The sequence below is a fragment of the Mycobacterium sp. 852002-51613_SCH5001154 genome, from assembly GCF_001667425.1.
GTDB lineage: Bacteria > Actinomycetota > Actinomycetes > Mycobacteriales > Mycobacteriaceae > Mycobacterium.
The window spans coordinates 1-17,967 of record NZ_LZII01000046.1 but is presented as its reverse complement, the minus strand read 5'-3'; the positions used below and the strand labels follow the sequence as shown (position 1 = coordinate 17,967).

General features: G+C 66.9%; 12 protein-coding genes and 1 pseudogene. 8 read left to right on the top strand and 5 right to left on the bottom strand.

The features are described 5' to 3' along the window. Positions 1-118 precede the first annotated feature (118 nt). The 4 genes from A5750_RS12400 to malQ form a co-directional block, all read right to left on the bottom strand. Positions 119-1,861, bottom strand: a complete 1,743-nt coding sequence (locus A5750_RS12400) for a molybdopterin-dependent oxidoreductase (protein WP_066954016.1) — start codon at positions 1,859-1,861, stop codon at positions 119-121. A gap of 323 nt (positions 1,862-2,184) precedes the next feature. Then, a complete protein-coding gene (locus A5750_RS12395; protein ID WP_067263151.1) occupies positions 2,185-2,649 on the bottom strand; it encodes a nuclear transport factor 2 family protein in 465 nt (154 codons plus the stop codon). Positions 2,650-2,654: 5 nt separating this feature from the next. Then, complete coding sequence (locus A5750_RS12390) at positions 2,655-3,536, bottom strand: LLM class F420-dependent oxidoreductase (protein WP_067263148.1); 882 nt, start codon at positions 3,534-3,536, stop codon at positions 2,655-2,657. Between the two features lie 4 nt (positions 3,537-3,540). Next, entirely contained in the window at positions 3,541-5,712 is a 2,172-nt protein-coding gene (malQ, locus tag A5750_RS12385) for a 4-alpha-glucanotransferase (RefSeq protein ID WP_067263145.1), read from the bottom strand. 403 nt (positions 5,713-6,115) lie between these two features. Here malQ and eccB point away from each other — a divergent pair, with 403 nt between their 5' ends. Further along, entirely contained in the window at positions 6,116-7,633 is a 1,518-nt protein-coding gene (gene eccB, locus A5750_RS12380; RefSeq protein WP_067263140.1) for a type VII secretion protein EccB, read from the top strand. Continuing rightward, positions 7,630-11,799: a type VII secretion protein EccCa gene (eccCa, locus tag A5750_RS12375; RefSeq protein ID WP_067263137.1), complete on the top strand. Its 4,170-nt coding sequence runs from the start codon at positions 7,630-7,632 to the stop codon at positions 11,797-11,799. The genes eccB and eccCa overlap by 4 nt, the downstream gene beginning before the upstream one ends. A gap of 32 nt (positions 11,800-11,831) precedes the next feature. Here the strand turns inward: eccCa and A5750_RS12370 are convergent, their stop codons facing one another. After that, a complete protein-coding gene (locus A5750_RS12370) occupies positions 11,832-13,004 on the bottom strand; it encodes a cytochrome P450 (protein WP_067263134.1) in 1,173 nt (390 codons plus the stop codon). Positions 13,005-13,224: 220 nt separating this feature from the next. Here A5750_RS12370 and A5750_RS12365 point away from each other — a divergent pair, with 220 nt between their 5' ends. From A5750_RS12365 to A5750_RS25325, 6 genes and pseudogenes are all read left to right on the top strand, one after another. Then, positions 13,225-13,419: a ferredoxin gene (locus tag A5750_RS12365; RefSeq protein ID WP_066953924.1), complete on the top strand. Its 195-nt coding sequence runs from the start codon at positions 13,225-13,227 to the stop codon at positions 13,417-13,419. A 469-nt stretch (positions 13,420-13,888) separates the two neighbouring features. Beyond that, on the top strand, positions 13,889-15,142 hold the full coding sequence (locus tag A5750_RS12360; protein ID WP_066953621.1) for a PPE family protein: 1,254 nt from the start codon (positions 13,889-13,891) through the stop codon (positions 15,140-15,142). A gap of 166 nt (positions 15,143-15,308) precedes the next feature. Next, positions 15,309-15,608: a PE family protein gene (locus A5750_RS12355; RefSeq protein WP_066949973.1), complete on the top strand. Its 300-nt coding sequence runs from the start codon at positions 15,309-15,311 to the stop codon at positions 15,606-15,608. 8 nt (positions 15,609-15,616) lie between these two features. Then, positions 15,617-16,837, top strand: coding sequence for a PPE family protein (locus A5750_RS12350; protein WP_067263132.1), 1,221 nt, complete (start codon positions 15,617-15,619; stop codon positions 16,835-16,837). Positions 16,838-17,307: 470 nt separating this feature from the next. Continuing rightward, positions 17,308-17,607, top strand: a complete 300-nt coding sequence (locus tag A5750_RS12345) for a PE family protein (RefSeq protein ID WP_066957025.1) — start codon at positions 17,308-17,310, stop codon at positions 17,605-17,607. A 285-nt stretch (positions 17,608-17,892) separates the two neighbouring features. Further along, a pseudogene (locus A5750_RS25325) lies at positions 17,893-17,967 on the top strand (WXG100 family type VII secretion target); the annotation flags it as partial.

Genomic DNA, 17,967 nt, shown 5'->3' with positions numbered 1-17,967 from the left:
TGCTGGGGGTGGCCGGCGGCTCGTTGCGCGGGCCGCGCGTGGCGGTGTTCTCTCTCCTCCTCTTCCTCTCCTGCTTGGGCGGCGCGGGGGGGGGCGCGCCCCCCCCCCCCCCCCCCCCCTACAGCGTCTGGTGCCGCCCAAAGTATTTGTGGTCCTCGCTGTAACCGCCGTAGCCGCTGCCGATGTCGCGGTAGTCGGCCACGAACTCGATCCCTTTGATCCACTTGACGAGTTTGAAACCGTGCTGCAGTTCGTTGCGCAACCGCAGCGGCCTGCCATGCATGTAGGGGAGGGGATGGTCGTTCATGTTGTAGGCGAGCATCGTCATGTGATGGTCCATCTGGCCGATGTGATGGGCGTTGTAATAGATGCCGCCGGTCGCGCCGAGGCCCATGGAATAGAACACCGCCCATTTGGCTTCGGGCAGCGGTTTGACGATGTCCATGATCGTCTTCATCTGCACGCCACCCCATTTGGCGACGCCCGACCAGGCTTGGATGCAGAAGTGCTGGCTGATCTGCTCGTGGTACGGCAGCGCCATCAAGTCCTCGAGCGAGAACTCCATCGGATGCTCGACCAGACCGTAGACCTTGAGCCGCCAGTCCCGGAAGTCGTTTGCTTCCAGCTCTTTGTACTCCACGGTCTCCGGCAGCCGGCCGTTGCGCCAGTGGTGCGGCGAGATGTCCTTTTCGGTGAAGGCGCCGGGCTTGGGGTCGAGCTGCTCCAGCATCCGCTGGAACGGGCCGACGAGCGCGTATCCGACCCGCTGAATCACCCGCGGATGGCGAATAGTGAAGGGCGTGGCCCAAACCCACGCGATCGCCGTCAGCACCATGGCCGCGGCGAAGATTCCGAAGCCCACCCAGCTGTTGTCGTCGCGGGAGGCGAACATGTGGTTGAGGTTTCGCAGCGCACTGGTGGTCAACACCATCGTGACGTGCACCAGGATGAAGAACAGGAAGTAGACCAGCACCACGAAATGCAGTGACCGCGCGTGCTGGATGCTCAGCCGCTTGCTGAGCCAGTGCACGCGCTGCGACAGCGCGGGCGACATGCCCAGCCCGGTGATCAACGCCGCGGGGGCGGCAATGAAGACCGTGGTGAAGTAGGACAACAGCTGCAGGCCGTTGTAGGCGACCCAGCCGTTGTCGGTGGGCCAGTCCAGCGACAGGTACTGGACGGCCACCGACGCGGCGTTGGGGAAGACATCCCAGCTGGTGGGCACGATGTGCCGCCACTGTCCGGTCGCGAAGAGCAACACGTAGAAGACCGCACCGTTGACGAGCCACAGCACATCGACGCCCAGGTGCCACCACCGGGCCAGTCCGATCGAGTGCCGGAATCCGGGCAGTCCCAATTGTGGTGGCAGGGCGACGGTGTCGGCGTTGGCGGTCCACAGCTCGTCGTCCGGCACCGGCGGGCCGACGCGCAGCCACTCGTCCTTACCCGGGGTGGCGTTGCGGCTGAAGTAGAGCCGGGGGTGGTCGCAGAGGATCTGGATCCCGGTCCTGATGATGAACATCATCATGAACAGATTGAAGAAATGCGTCCACCCGATCCAGGCCGGCAGGCCGGGGGTGACATTGGAGCTGTCCGTCCCTGGATGACGCGCAATGAACGACTGGACTGCCGGCATGTTGTGCAGGCCTTTGCCGACCGCCACCCCGGCGATCAGCAGGGCGAAGCCGATCGGGATCAGCCAGAGCAGGTTGAACCACCGGTCGCGGCCGATGCGCAGCTTCGGCGCGGTCGCCCGCCGGGTGAGATCGAAACCGCCGCCGTAGGTCTCGACATCGATGACGTCTTCGGCGGTGTGAATCTCGTTGCGGTAATCCGGGGAGGAGTCCAGCGGCGTGCCCACCGCCAGCGTCGATACATTGCCGTTCGGCGCTTCCCGTCCTCTGGTGGTTCCGGCGGTATTGACGTTCAGGTTCCCCTGTTCCGTGTTCGTCACGCGGCCGAAAATACACGGATCCACTTGTAAAAATTGGACACGATCAGGAAGAAGCGCACCGGCTGCGGCCGCACCCGGGCCCAGGGCGGCCTGCACCCACCCGGAGCGGGCGAAATCCACCACGCTCCCCGGCGCGATGACCGCACCTGCCTAACGAAGCGCCCATTTGCACCGCAGATTCGGTTTATGGAGGGTCGCTGTGAGTTTGCGCAAAGTCTTCTGCAAGCTTGCTAGATCGCGTCGTGTGGCCGCACCCGGCGGGCCTTTCGGGTCTCAAGGGCGTTGATGGTCAACGCACGGCGGCCGATCAGCCATCCGTCGGTCAGCTCGTATTCGTCGTCGTAGCGCAGATGCCAGACCACGTCGACGAATTCATCGCCGCGCTGGTCCCAGTGGTGCGCGATGCACGCAACCCGCCCACGGGCCGCACCCGGCCCGGTGGCCTCGTAGACCTCGCCGACGATGGCGTGCTCGGTGCGGGCGACGGCCGCGACGGTAGCGACTGCGGCTGTGATGGCGCCTCGCCCACGGTGCGCATGGATCGGCTCAAGCGCCGTGGGCGGTTCGGGCACCGCCAGCACGGCGGTGTCAGTGAAAAGCGTTGCTATCAAATCGAATCGACGCTCGTCCAGGTGGGCCGCGTAGCTGTGCACCAAGTGGCTGAGGGCTGATCGGTCGTCGGCTGACAGGCTCATCGGGGTCACGCGATCAGCGAAAGCCGTTGCGCGCACGCCGATAGCACGTCCTTGGCCTGCTCGATGTCGACAGTCGACGGCATCGCCAGCACGAGCCGGTCGGCGCCCTGATCGGCCAGGCTGCCCGCCCGTTCGGCGTCGATCTTGTTGACGGCGTGGCCCAATGACACTTCCAGGGCCGCCGGATCGCGGCCCGCCGACGCGGCCTCGTCGCGCATGAGCGCGATCAGCGATGCCAGCTGCGGCCCCGCCACCCCGAGCGGTTGGAAGCCGTCCGCCAAGCGGCCGGCGCGACGGGCCGCTGCCCGGCTGTGCCCGCCGATGTGGACCGGAAGCCGCTCTTCGGCAATGGGTTTCGGGTAACACATGACGTTGTCGAAGCTGAAGAACTCCCCGTGGTGCGAGGCCCCGTGCGGTTGATCGGCCCACAGTGCCCTCAAGACGGCCAGCTGCTCGTCGGCGCGTCTGCCGCGGTTCTCGAAGTCCGCGCCGCACGCCTCCAGCTCCTCCCTGAGCCATCCCACGCCCACGCACAGCCGCAGCCGCCCGCCCGACAACGCGTCCACGCTTGCGGCCCGTTTGGCGAGGACCACCGGATGGTGGTTGGGCAACACCAACACGCCCGTGGCCAGCCCGAGGGTGGTGGTGCGCCCGGCCAGGAACGACAGCAGATCGAGCGGGTCCGGGATGGGGCAGTCGGCCGCCAGGCCCACGCGTCCCGAACTGTCATACGGGTAGACGCTGTCGTAGCGGGTGACCAGCACCGTGTGCTCGACAACAACGATCGACTCGAACCCGCACTGTTCCAGGTGGCCGGCGAAGGCCGCCATCCACTCGGGATCCGCGGTGACGCCGTCGGCCACCGGCGCCACGACTGAGACCTTCATGGCCTCAGAAGCTAACAGGCACGCTCTCGACGGCCGCGGGCGCAATCGCACTGCGCACGGCCTCGGCCAGGGTGGCCGCGCGGACGTCGGTGAACAAGTCTTCGAGCAGCACCGGGCGCCCGGCGGGATCGGTCAGCGGAATCCGCCAGTTGGGGTATTCGTCGGTGGTGCCGGGCTGGTTCTGGGTCCGGCGGTCACCCACCGCGTCGGTCAGTGCCACGCCCACCAACCGCGACGGCGTCCGGCCTAGGTACCGGTACAAAGCGATGACGATTTTCTCCGCGTCGTCTTCGCCGTCGCCGAGCAAGCCCACCCGCCGTAATTCGGCCATCCAGGCCGCCAGCTCGGCCCTGTCGGTGGCGAGCTCGTCCTCGGCGGGGCGGGTCAGCAATCCCAGGGCTTCGCGCAGCCGCACGTGGTCGCCCGCCAGGTAGCCCGCGGTCGGCGGCAGATCGTGCGTGGTCACCGAGGACAGGCAGTACTCGCGCCAGCGCTCGGCCGGCAGCGGACCGCCGTTTCCGTCCCGGTCCAACTCGAACCACAGGATCGAGGTGCCCAGCAATCCGCGCAGCAGCAGGTAGTCGCGCACCCACGGTTCGACCGTGCCCAGATCCTCGCCGACGACCAGCGCCCCGGCGCGATGTGCCTCGAGGGCCACGATGCCGATCATCGCTTCATGGTCGTAACGCACGTACGTACCCTCGGTGGGCGCCGCGCCCTCCGGGATCCACCACAGCCGGAACAATCCGATGATGTGGTCGATGCGTACGCCGCCGGCATGCCGCAGCACCGCGCTGATCACTGCCCGAAACGGCCGATACTCCTCGGCGTCGAGCCGATCTGGCCGCCAGGGCGGCTGGGACCAGTCCTGGCCGAGCTGATTGAACTCGTCCGGCGGCGCGCCGGCGGTGACACCGAGCGCCAACGCATCCTGTAGCGCCCACGCGTCGGCGCCGTTGGGATGCACGCCGACGGCGAGATCGTGCATCACGCCCAGCGCCATTCCGGCCCGGATCGCCTGCGACTGCGCCGAGGCAAGTTGCTCGTCGAGTTGCCACTGCAGCCACCGATGGAAATCGACTGCCTCCGCATGCTTCTCGACGAACCGCTCGACGCCGGGCGCGCGGGGATGCTGTAGCGACTTCGGCCACGAATGCCAATCGTCGCCGTACTTCTCGGCCAGGGCGCACCAGGTGGCGAAGTCATCGAGTGGGGTTCCCTCGCGGGCGCGGAAGGCTGCGTAGGACAGCTCGCGGCCCGCGGACCGCGGCACCCGGTGCAAAAGCTGGAGCGCCGCGCACTTCGCCGCCCACGCGCCGTCGCGATCGATCGCGTCGAGCCGAGCGGCTCGCTGTTGCGCGTCGAAGCGCAGCCGCCGCACCCGGCTGCGCTTGGGCAGCTCGGCGAACTCGGGAATCGCCTCGACGTGAAGATAAATGGGGTTGACGAAGCGCCGTGATGTCGGCAGGTACGGCGACGGCTCCATATGTCCCGCCGGCCCAGAAAACTGAGCCGCGTGCAGCGGATTGACCAATAAGTAGTCGGCGCCGTGCCGCGACGCCGACCAGACGGCCAGGTCGGTCAGATCCGTCAGATCGCCGACGCCCCACGACTGTGTGGAGCGCACGCTGTAGAGCTGGGCGGCCAGGCCCCAGGCCCGCCGGGCGCCGAGCCGCTCCGGCAGCCCGAGCCAATCCGGCGTCACGATCACCGCGCTGCTGGTCTCACTGCCACCGGAACGCAGGTGCACCCGGTGATAACCGATCGGCAGATCGGCCGGCAGCACGAAGCTGGCCTCGCCGACCCAGCGCCCGTCCAGGTCGAACGGGGGGGTGAAGTTGTCGACCTGCCGGATCCCGCCGCGTACCGTGCCGTCCTCGAGCCGTAACCAGACCTCGGCGGGATCGCCGTGGGTCACGTGCACCCAAAACCGCGTCTGCTCACCGGTACGGCCGACGATGGTCGCCGGCAACCGGCGCGCCCAATACGACCGGAGCGTCGCGGTCAGCGCGACGTTGCGCTCCTGCTCCGTGCCGGCCGCGACGCCGAGCGCGGCCAACACCGCCACCAGCGTGGTTGCCGATACCGGCACCCGCCGCCCGGTCCAGTCGTCGTACTCGGTCGCGATGCCGTGCCTCCTGGCAAGTTCGACCAACGACGGCGCGAGCTCACTCATACCGCTCATCTTGCTGCCAGAAATCGCCGGCCCACCAATCGGGAGAGGCGGCGCGCGCCGCCGCCCATTGCGCCGCTCTTGCGTTCACTGGACGGCACACGCTCGACAGGACGAGCCGGCCATTCGCCATTACGATGCCCTGAGGAGACATGAGTGTCCGGGCGGGAATCGGCGGGGGAACTCGAAAGTGCCTGTTCAACGGCGCTTGGCGCGTTGTCCGCGTCGGCCGGCGCGGCGAGGCGGGGACGTCCGCATAGATGTACGCAAAGTGATGTAGATGTGAACGCACGTCGTCGCGTGGCGAGGTCGCTACGGGTGACTTACCGTTATCGATGTAATTCGCGCTGCGGATATTTTCAGGAACAATATCCAGGCGTTCTAGCAGACCGGATGGTGAATCAAAGTGGCGGAAGAGAGTCGCGGGCAACGCGGGTCGGGGTATGGCCTCGGGTTGTCGACGCGGACGCAGGTGACCGGCTACCAGTTCCTCGCTCGCCGCACCGCAATGGCGCTCACCCGGTGGCGCGTCCGCATGGAGGTCGAGCCAGGGCGGCGCCAGACTCTGGCCGTGGTGGCATCGGTGTCGGCGGCGCTGGTGATCTGCCTGGGCGCGCTGCTCTACTCGTTCCTCAGCCCGGCGGGCCAGGTCGGTGATTCGCCGATCATTGCCGACCGCGACTCCGGCGCGCTTTATGTCCGCGTGGGCGACAAGCTGTACCCCGCGCTGAACCTGGCGTCTGCGCGGCTGATCACCGGCCGCCCGGACAACCCGCACCTGGTCAAGTCCAACCAGATCGCCACGCTGCCGCGCGGCCCAATGGTGGGCATCCCGGGAGCGCCGTCGAACTTCCACCCCTCGACTCCGACCACGTCGTCGTGGCTGGTGTGCGACACCGTCGGCACCTCGAGCGGGGTCAGCGCGCCGTCCGGGGTGACGGTGACCGTCATCGACGGGAACCCGGACCTCAGCAACCACCGGCACGTGCTGAACGGGTCGGACGCCGTGGTGCTGAGCTACGGGGGGGACGCGTGGGTGATCCGCGAGGGACGCCGGTCGCGCATCGACGCGACGAACCGTTCGGTGTTGCTGCCGCTTGGCCTGACGCCCGAGCAGGTGGGCCAGGCCAAGCCCATGAGCCGCGCCCTGTTCGACGCGTTGCCGGTGGGCCCCGAACTGACCGTGCCGCAGGTGCAGAACGCGGGCTCCGGCGCGTCGTTCCCAAACGCGCCCGGCCCGATCGGCACGGTGATCGTCACGCCGCAAATCAGTGGGCCGCAACAGTATTCGCTGGTGCTGGCTGACGGTGTGCAGACGCTGCCCCCGTTGGTGGCGCAGATCCTGCAGAACGCCGGGCCCGGCAACACCAAGCCGGTGACCGTGGAACCGTCCGCGCTGGCCAAGATGCCCGTGGTCAACAAGCTGGACCTGTCCTCCTACCCGGACGCCCCGCTCAACGTGGCGGACATCCGCGAGAATCCGTCGACCTGCTGGTGGTGGCAGAAGACGTCCGGCGAGAACCGGGCCCGCATCCAGGTCGTGTCCGGCGCGACCATTCCGGTTGCGGCCAAGGACGAGAACAAAGTGGTGTCGCTGGTCAAGGCCGACACCACGGGTCGCGAAGCCGACCAGGTCTTCTTCGGTCCCGACTACGGGAACTTCGTGGCCGTCACCGGCAACGACCCCGGCGCCAAGACGACGGAGTCGCTGTGGTGGCTGACGGACGCGGGCGCCCGGTTCGGAGTTGACGACACCCGGGACGTGCGGGAGGCGTTGGGCCTGAAGACGAAACCGAGCCTGGCGCCGTGGGTGGCGCTGCGGCTGCTCCCACAAGGCCCCACCCTCTCGCGGGCGGACGCCCTCGTGGAGCACGACACCCTACCGATGGACATGTCCCCAGCAGAATTGGCGGTACCTAAGTGAAACGCGGGTTTGCTCGGCCGACACCGGAGAAGCCTCCGGTCATCAAGCCGGAGAACATCGTCCTTCCGACACCCCTGAGCATTCCGCCGCCGGAGGGCAAGCCCTGGTGGCTGATCGTGGTCGGCGTCGTGGTGGTCGGCCTGCTGATCGGCATGGTCGCCATGACCTTCGCCAGCGGGTCGCACGTGTTCGGCGGCGCCGGGTCGATCTTCCCGATCTTCATGATCGGTGGTGTCGCGATGATGATGTTCGGCGGCCGGTTCGGCGGTCAGCAGCAGATGAGCCGGCCCAAGCTGGACGCGATGCGCGCCCAGTTCATGCTGATGCTCGACATGCTGCGCGAGACCGCCCACGAGTCGGCGGACAGCATGGACGCCAACTACCGGTGGTTCCACCCGGCGCCCACCACGCTGTCCGCCGCGGTGGGATCGTCGCGGATGTGGGAACGCAAGCCCGACGGCAAGGACCTCAACTTCGGGGTGGTGCGGGTCGGCGTCGGCATGACGCGTCCCGAGGTGACCTGGGGTGAGCCCCAGAACATGCCGACCGACATCGAGCTGGAGCCGGTGACGGGGAAGGCGCTGCAGGAATTCGGGCGCTACCAAAGCGTCGTCTACAACCTGCCCAAGATGATCTCGCTGCTCGTCGAACCCTGGTACTCGCTCGACGGGGAGCGGGAGCAGGTCCTGGGACTGATGCGGGCGATCATCTGCCAGCTGGCGTTCTCGCACGGCCCGGATCACGTTCAGATGGTCGTCGTCACCTCGGATCTCGACGAGTGGGACTGGGTGAAGTGGCTTCCGCACTTCGGTGACTCGCGACGTCAGGACGCCGCGGGGAACGCGCGGATGGTCTACAGCTCGGTACGCGAGTTCGCCGCCGAGCAGGCCGAATTATTCGCCGGCCGTGGCTCTTTCACGCCGCGGCACGCGAGTTCGTCGGCGCAGACTCCGACGCCCCACACGGTGATCGTCGCCGACGTCGTCGACCCCCAGTGGGAGTACGTGATCAGCTCCGAAGGCGTCGACGGGGTGACGTTCTTCGACCTGACCGGCTCCTCGATGTGGACGGCGGTCCCCGAGCGCAGCCTGCGGTTCGACGACAAGGGTGTGATCGAGGCGCTGCCCCGCGACCGCGACACCTGGATGGTGATCGACGAGAAGCCGTGGTTCTTCGCGCTGACCGACCACATCAGCATCGCGGAGGCGGAGGAATTCGCCCAGGCGGTGGCTCGCTGGCGGCTCGCCGAGGCGTACGAAGAGATCGGTCAGCGGGTGGCCCACATCGGCGCCCGGGACATCATGGCCTACTACGGAATCGACGATCCGGGCCGCATCGACTTCGAGTCGTTGTGGGGCAGCCGTAACGACTCGATGGGCCGATCGCGGTTGCGGGCACCGTTCGGTGTTCGTTCGGACAACGGCGAGTTGCTGTTCTTGGACATGAAGTCGCTGGACGAGGGCGGTGACGGCCCGCACGGCGTCATGTCCGGTACGACGGGTTCCGGTAAATCGACGCTGGTGCGAACCGTGATCGAGTCGCTGATGCTCAGCCACCCGCCGGAAGAGCTGCAGTTCGTGCTGGCCGACCTCAAGGGTGGGTCGGCGGTCAAGCCGTTCGCCGGCGTACCGCACGTGTCGCGGATCATCACCGACCTGGAAGAGGACCAGGCGCTCATGGAGCGCTTCCTCGACGCCCTGTGGGGTGAGATCGCCCGGCGCAAGGCGATCTGCGACAGCGCCGGTGTCGACGACGCCAAGGAGTACAACTCGGTCCGCCTCAGGATGCGCGCACGCGGCCAGGACATGGCGCCGCTGCCGATGCTCGTGGTGGTCATCGACGAGTTCTACGAATGGTTCCGCATCATGCCGACCGCGGTCGACGTGCTCGACTCGATCGGCCGGCAGGGCCGCGCCTACTGGATCCACCTGATGATGGCGTCGCAGACCATTGAAAGCCGCGCCGAAAAGCTCATGGAGAACATGGGTTACCGGCTGGTGCTGAAGGCGCGCACCGCCGGTGCGGCGCAGGCGGCCGGTGTGCCGAACGCCGTGAACCTGCCGGCGCAGGCGGGTCTGGGCTACTTCCGGCGCAGCCTGGAAGACATCGTCCGCTTCCAGGCCGAGTTCCTGTGGCGGGACTACTTCCCCCGCGGGCTCACCGACGACGGTGAGGAAGCGCCTGCGTTGGTGCACAGCATCGATTACGTTCGCCCGCAACTGTTTACCAACTCGTTCACCCCGCTCGAGGTGAGCGTGGGCGGACCGGAGCTCACGCCGGCCGCCATCACGAATGGCGAGACGCTGGAAGCCGACGGCACGGCGCGCGATGACGACGACGTCGAGGGCATCCGGGTTCCGAAGGTCGGCACGGTCATCATCGATCAGCTGCGCAAGATCGACTTCGAGCCGTACCGGCTGTGGCAACCGCCGCTCAACCAGCCGATCCCCATCGACGAATTGGTCAACCGGTTCCTCGGCCACCCGTGGCAGGAGGATTACGGCACGGCCCGCGACCTGGTCTTCCCGATCGGGATCATCGACCGTCCGTTCAAGCACGACCAGCCGCCGTGGACGGTCGACACCTCGGGTCCGGGCGCCAACGTCCTGATCCTGGGCGCCGGCGGTTCGGGTAAGACCACGGCCCTGCAGACCCTGATCTGCTCGGCCGCGCTGACCCACACCCCCGAGCAGGTCCAGTTCTACTGCCTGGCCTACAGCAGCACCGCGCTGACCACCGTCGCCCGGCTGCCGCACGTGGGTGAGGTGGCCGGCCCGACCGATCCCTACGGCGTGCGCCGGACGGTGGCCGAACTGCTGGCGCTGGTGCGGCAGCGGAAGAGCACCTTCCTCGAGTACGGGATCGCCTCGATGGAGGTGTTCCGGCGCCGCAAGTTCGGCGGCGAGCCCGGCCCCGTCCCCAACGACGGGTTCGGCGACGTCTACCTGGTGGTCGACAACTATCGGGCGCTGGCCGAAGAGAACGAGGTGCTGATCGAGCAGGTGAACCTGATCATCAACCAGGGCCCCTCGTTCGGGGTCCACGTGATCGTCACCGCGGACCGCGAATCCGAGCTGCGGCCCCCGGTGCGCAGTGGCTTCGGCTCCCGGGTCGAATTGCGGCTGGCGGCCGTGGAGGACGCCAAGCTGGTGCGGTCCCGCTTCGCCAAGGACGTTCCGGTCAAGCCGGGCCGCGGCATGGTCGCGGTCAACTACGTCCGACTGGACTCCGACCCGCAGGCGGGTCTGCACACGTTGGTTGCCCGGCCCGCACTCGCCACCACAGCGGGCTATGTCTTCGAATCCGACAGCGTCATCGACGCGGTCAGTCGTCTCACCAGCGGCCAGGCCCCACCGGTGCGCCGGCTCCCCGCTCGGTTCGACGTGGAGCAGCTGCGCGAGCTGGCCGCGCGGGACACCCGACAAGGGGTCGGCGCGGGCGGAATCGCCTGGGCCATCTCCGAATTGGATTTGTCGCCGGTTTACCTCAACTTCGCCGAGAATGCGCACCTGATGGTCACGGGTCGACGCGAATGTGGGCGCACCACCACGCTGGCGACCATCATGAGCGAAATCGGCCGCCTGTACGCGCCGGGAGCCAGCAGCGCACCTCCGCCAGCGGCCGGCCAGCCGTCGGCACAGGTGTGGCTGGTGGACCCACGACGTCAGCTGCTGACCACACTGGGCCCGGACTACGTCGAGAAGTTCGCTTACAACCTCGACGGCGTCCAGGCGATGATGGGCGAGCTGGCAGCCGTCCTGGCCGGACGCGAACCGCCGCCCGGCCTCTCCGCGGAAGAGTTGCTGGCGCGGTCGTGGTGGAGCGGCCCGGAGATCTTCCTGATCGTCGACGACATCCAGCAGCTGCCGGCCGGATTCGATTCGCCGCTGCACAAGGCGGCGCCGTGGGTGACCCGGGCCGCCGACGTCGGCTTGCACGTGCTGGTGACGCGCACCTTCGGTGGCTGGTCTTCGGCGGGCAGCGACCCGATGCTGCGGGCCCTGGCCCAGGCGAATGCGCCGTTGCTGGTGATGGACGCCGACCCGGACGAGGGATTCATCCGCGGAAAGATGAAGGGTGGCCCGCTGCCCCGCGGTCGAGGCCTGCTGATGGCCGAGGACACCGGCGTGTTCGTACAGGTCGCGGCGACGGAGTTGCGCAAGTAAGACGGAATGCCGCTGCGTTGGGGTTGGCAGGATCAGCCCCAGCGCAGCGGTAACTCTTTGAGTGCGAAGCTTTTTGAGGGGTAATTGATCGCGGGGACGTAGTCCGCGGGAACGTCGAAGTCGGGAATCTGTTTGAGCCATTCCCCGACGATCACGGTCAGTTCGATCCGCGCCAGGTGAGACCCCAGGCAGCGGTGCGGGCCGCCCCCAAACCCCCAGTGCCGGTGGATCTTTCCGTCCATCACCAATTCGTTGACCGACGTGGCATCGCTGTCGTCACGGTTGACCGCGGCCATGCACAACCGCACCGACGTCCCAGGGGGCAACGTCATCCCGCCAATGTTGACGAATTCGGTGGTGATCCGGGGTGCCACCGGTGCAGAAGGTTCCAGCCGGACGATCTCTTCGACGAAAACCCGGGTCTGCCTTGGGTTGTCGCGCAGCAACTCGCGCAGCTGTGGTCGGCGCGCCAGCTCGAACAGGCAGAATCCGATCGCCGCCGTCACCGTGTCTAGACCGGCCAGAACCAGCAGGTGGCTCATGCCCAGCAGTTCCAGATCGCTGAAATCACCGTCGCTGTTCATGATTTGCGACAGCATGTCGGGTCCTGGGTTCTGCCGGCGTTGCTGGATCGCATCGGCCAGATACCCCAGCAGCAGCTCACTCTTCTCGATGTCAGCCTGGGTGATGTAGGGCTTGTCGTTGACGACGGCGTCCTTCCAATCGATCAGGCGATCGCGATCTTGGATCGGCAGGCCATAGAGGTCCATGAAGACCTGAAAGGGGTACAGGTGTGCGAAGTCGGCCATCACTTCGCACGTGCCCTGGGCGGCAAGGGCAGCGATCATTTCGGCGGCGTGCCGCTCCAGCACCGGCCGCGATTTGCTCAGACCGAGGGGGCTGAAGAAGGGCTGCAGCACCTTCCGGTAACGCGTGTGTTGCGGCGGGTCAAAAGCCAGGGGCAGCACCGGCAATGGGTGCCCGGGGGGCTGAAGGATCGTCGACGAGAACACCTTGGGATCGCGTAGCGCGGCCAGCACGTCCTCACGGCGCGTGATGTAGTAGTGGCCGTTCATGAACACCACCGGCCCGGCATCCCGCAGCGTTTTCCACCCGACGCCCCGGTCCAAGGCCATGGGCAATTTCTCGAAATCGAGCCGCGGTAGGTGGAACGTGGCTTGCTGGCCTTGGCCAGGAGTGCTCATGGGCTCTCCGCTTATCTGTCTGATCTCGGCAACCGCTGCGGTGGGGACGTCGTCGGCACCGATTTTCGCTGAACCCCAATATCGCATGTGTCGCAAAGGGACACGAATCCGACCGCTGGTCCGTTTACGGCGGCCGGTCCCGCTCCGCGAGAATCTTCTACACTGCAGCGAGCGATCTCCGTTTGGATTGCTTCACGGAGCCGGGTAGGGAGGAAACCTGATGAGGGTTCGTCTCGAACAATCCAAATGCGTGGGTCACGCCCAGTGCTACGCCGTTGATCCGAATCTGTTCCCGATAGACGACTCTGGCTACTCGATCCTCGAAGAGCACGAGGTGCGGCCCGAGGACGAGCAGCTGACTCGCGACGGTGTGGCTTCCTGCCCGGAAATGGCATTGATTCTCGAAGAGGACTGACGTCCGAACCGCGTTGAAAGCAAACCGCGGATGAACAATCAGTTCGCAGAAATGAACGGCAGCCGACTGGGAGTGAACAGTGGCTGGCCTGGAATGAACAGTTGGCGTCGCGTATCGGCGTGCCCACGATAACGAACTAATCTCATTGACGAGCGACAGTTCGGCAAGACCGTGGACTGTCGCTCGGTTGCTGACAGCAGGGGATCAATCGAGGCTAAAGGTGCACGTTGTTCCTGACCCGGGTGTCCGAGAAGCGTGGTACGAGACCACATTTGGACGCCGGACAAGGGACGGGCGGATGCGCCGGCCAGCCCGCCGACTGGGGTGGCAGACCGTGAGGTCTGAGTCGGTGATTCCGGGCGTCAGCGACCTACGGGTGGCAATTGCTTACGAAGCCGTGACCACGGCCACCACTGATCCGATGCGACTGCCGCGATCGCCAGCGATCGCGGCCAACTGAGGAGAACAGGTGTTTGACTTCGGGGCGTTACCGCCGGAGGTTAATTCCGGTCGGATGTATGCGGGTCCGGGTTCGGGGCCGTTGATGGCGGCGGCGGCGGCGTGGGATGAGATTGCTGCTGAGGTGGCTGCGGCGGCCAGTGGGTATAGCTCGGTGGTTTCGGAGTTGACGTCGGGGCCGTGGGTGGGTCCGGCGGCGTCGTCGATGGTGTCGGCGGTGGTGCCGTATGTGAGTTGGTTGGGTGCGGTGGCGGGGTTGGCCGAGGATACGGCCAGTCAGGGTCGGGCGGCGGCGGCGGCGTTTGAGGCGGCGTTTGCGATGACGGTGCCTCCGCCGGTGATTGCGGCTAATCGGGTGTTGTTGGCGACGTTGATCGCGACGAATTTCTTTGGGCAGAACACCCCGGCGATCATGGCGACCGAGGCCCAGTACATGGAGATGTGGGCCCAAGACGCGGCGGCGATGTATGGCTATGCGGCGGCTTCGGCGACGGCTTCGGAGTTGGCGCCGTTTGCGGCTCCGCCGAATACCACCACCCCTGATGGGGTGGCCGATCAGGCGTTGGCGCTGACCCAGGCCGCTCAGCAGCCCGCGGGTAACACCGCCCAGACGGTGGCCTCGAGCACTTCACAATTGGCGACTACGCAGTTGGTGACGGCCGCGGCGCCGACCCAGCAGGTGACGGCCGCGGCCACGACCCAGCCGGGCCCGTTCACCTGGCTGACCAATGCGATTCAGGGTCTGCAGACTGGGTTGCCCACGCCGACCAACAACTATCTGGGGCTCAACCCGACCTTGTACACGGTGCTGCTCAAGCAGACCACCGGTCTTGCCTATTTCTCGAACGGTATACCGGCGTTTTGGTCGCAGCTTGCTCAGCAGTTGGTGTCGGGTCCTGGTGGTAGCACGGCCGGTGCCGGTGGTGCGTGGTATCCGACGCCGCAGTTCGCCCAGTTGGGTCTGGGCAACCTGGGCAGCCTGAGCAGCAACGTTGTCTCGGCCGGTGCCGGGCAGGCCACCCAGGTCGGGGGTTTGTCGGTGCCCCAGCAGTGGGCCACGCTGACTTCGGCGGTCAGCCCGGCCAACGAGGCCGAGGCCCTTCCCGTCCAGACCGCCGGGGCGACGGCGAGCCCGCCGGGCAACGCCCTGCTGCGCGGCATGCCCACCGGCGTGATGGGCCGACGCGCCGGGGCAGCCGCGGGCTACTCCCACAAATACGGCTTCCGCTACAGCGTCCTAACCCGCCCACCCTCGGCCGGATAGGGAAAGCCCAGGTGAACGGAAGTTGTACACGTATGAACAGTCGGCACTAGGGAGGCGAGGCAAGGCGTGACCCCATTAATCTCACCAGTGAGCCATGCCTGCGGTAAGCCCACCGGCAAACCGTTCCTCGAAGGCCAGCGAGCCTAGAGAATAGGGAGGAATCCAAATGTCGTTCGTCACGACGCAGCCCGAGGCCTTGGCCGCGGCGGCGGGCAATCTGCAAAGCATTGGTTCGACGCTGAACGCGCAGAACGCTGCGGCGGTGGCCCCAACGACGGGGGTGGTGCCGGCCGCCGCGGACGAGGTGTCAGCACTGACCGCGGCGCAGTTCTCCGCGCACGCCCAGATGTACCAGGCCGTGAGCGCCCAAGCCACGGCGATTCACGAGATGTTCGTCAACACCCTGGGCATGAGCTCGGGATCGTACGCGGTGACTGAGGCGGCCAACGCGGCCGCGACGGGTTAAAGGAGTCAATGGTGTTTGATTTTGGGGCGCTTCCGCCGGAGGTTAATTCGGCGCGGATTTATGCCGGTCCGGGGTCGGGGTCGTTGATGACCGCGGCGTCGGCGTGGAATGCGATTGCTGCGGAGTTGCAGTCGGCGGCGTTGAGTTATCAGAACGTGGTGACCCAGCTGGCCAGTGAGGAGTGGGCGGGCACGGCTTCGGCGGCGATGGCGGCCGCGGCGACGCCGTATGCGGAGTGGCTGGCCACTACGGCGGCGCAGGCTGAGCAGGCGGCCGTGCAGGCCAGCTCGGCGGCGGCGGCTTATGAGCAGGCGTTTTCGGCGGTGGTGCCTCCGCCGGTGATCGCGGCCAACCGGGCCTTGGTGCAGCAGTTGCAGGCCACCAATGTGATCGGGCAGAACACCGGGGCGATCGCGCAGTTGGAGGCCCAGTACGGCGAGTTCTGGGCCCAGGATGCCGGCGCGATGGCCGCCTACTCGGCGCAGTCCACGGCGGCGACCAAGGGCATCACGCAGTTTCAGGCCGCGCCCAAGGTCACCAACGACGCGGGCACGACCACCCAGGCCAGCACGTTGGCCAACGCGACGGCTAACACCACCGCGGGCAACACGGCCAACACCGTGCAAAAAGCCGCCACCACCGCCACGACGACCGCCGCCCCGCAGGTGACTCAGGCCGCGCAACAGTCGACCGACCCGCTAAGCGAGCTGTGGTTCCTGTTGACCGGCCAAACCGTCTTGCCTTCCAACCTGGGGACACTTGTCAACGGCTACAGCCCCTTCGCCGGCTTGTTCTATAACACCGAGGGTCTGCCCTACTTCAGTACCGGTATGGCCAACACGTTCACCCAGATCTCCAAGACGGTGGGGTTGATCGGTGGCGCGGCTCCCGCGGCCGCCAAGGCGCTGCCCGGCCTGGGCGGACTCGGCGGTCTGCTCGGCGGCGGTGCCGGTGCGGTGCACCCAGCCGCGGCCATCGGCGGCGCGGCCTCCATCGGGGGCAAGTTGTCGGTGCCGGTGGCCTGGACCGGCGGCCCGGCCGTGCCGGCCATGGGCCACACCGCCATCCCGGTCAGCGCCATCAGCGCCGCCCCCGAAGGCGCCGGGGGACCGGGCAACCTGCTCGGCGGCATGCCCCTGGCCGGTATGGGCTCCGGCACCCACGCCGGCGCCGGACCCCGATACGGATTCCGCCCCACCGTCATGGCCCGACCCCCCTTCGCCGGCTGATCGCCCACGGTGACCACGCGCAGCCGGCGCGGGCGAGGAATGGACGTGGACGCAGTCACGCCTCGTGGTGCCGCGCGGCGCCGCGACCATCCCGGCCGAGAGGACCTAGTGCCCCTGCTCAAGGGACTCAAAACCCTTTCGGAGAGGCCTGGTCATCGAGGATGCTGTGGGCGGTCGCCGACCGTGCGGAAGGAGTTTGCGAGCAACGAGATCTTATTGGGAGCCGCGGTGCCACAGGGGCTGGGAAACGCCCACCAGCAACTTTGCCTGCCTGGACTGTCACAGTTTGCTGTGACGCGACTGCAAGGTGCTGCGATCCAGGTCAGACGCTGTTACTGTGGCGTTACCAAAAATGAATTCGCCGTACCGTCAAGTGAACAGTTGCAAACAGGCGGCTTCCGAAACTGCTTCAGGGGTCGCGGTCATCTACTCTCTGCAGAGTCGGGGATTGAACTAGGAGGGAACCAAGTATGTCGTTCGTGACCACACAGCCCGAGGCTCTGGCCGCGGCGGCCGGAAACTTGCAGGCCATTGGCTCAACGCTGAGCGCTCAGAACGCGGCCGCCGCCGCCCCCACGACCGGGGTGGTGCCCGCCGCTGCCGACGAGGTGTCGGCGCTGACGGCGGCGCAGTTCGCGGCCCACGCGCAGATGTACCAGGCGGTTAGCGCGCAGGCCGCCGCCATTCACGAGGCGTTCGTGAACACGCTGTCGACAAGTTCTGGCTCGTACGCTGCGACCGAGGCAATCAACGCAGCTGCCACGGGCTAGTCGGTTGGCGGTTGAGGGTCTGGGACAGGACGTCTTCGACGTGGAATCCCACCTGACCGCCCAGCTACCGATGATCTCGGGGGCTGACGGCCGGACAACTCAAACGCCGGAGTTCGGGTTTGACGTCCGTCTCACCGCGTTAGAGCAACCGGTGGCCGCCGGCTGACGGGAAGGGGGGATCATCCTTTTGCATTCGGCTCGGCGGTTCGCCAGCGCGTGACCGGTCCGGCCATCGTCGTAACCACCGCAAGTATCTGAGTACTCACTTAATAAGGAGACAGCCACATGGCAACACGTTTTATGACTGACCCGCACGAAATGCGGGCGATGGCGGGCCGCTTCGAGGTGCACGCCCAGACG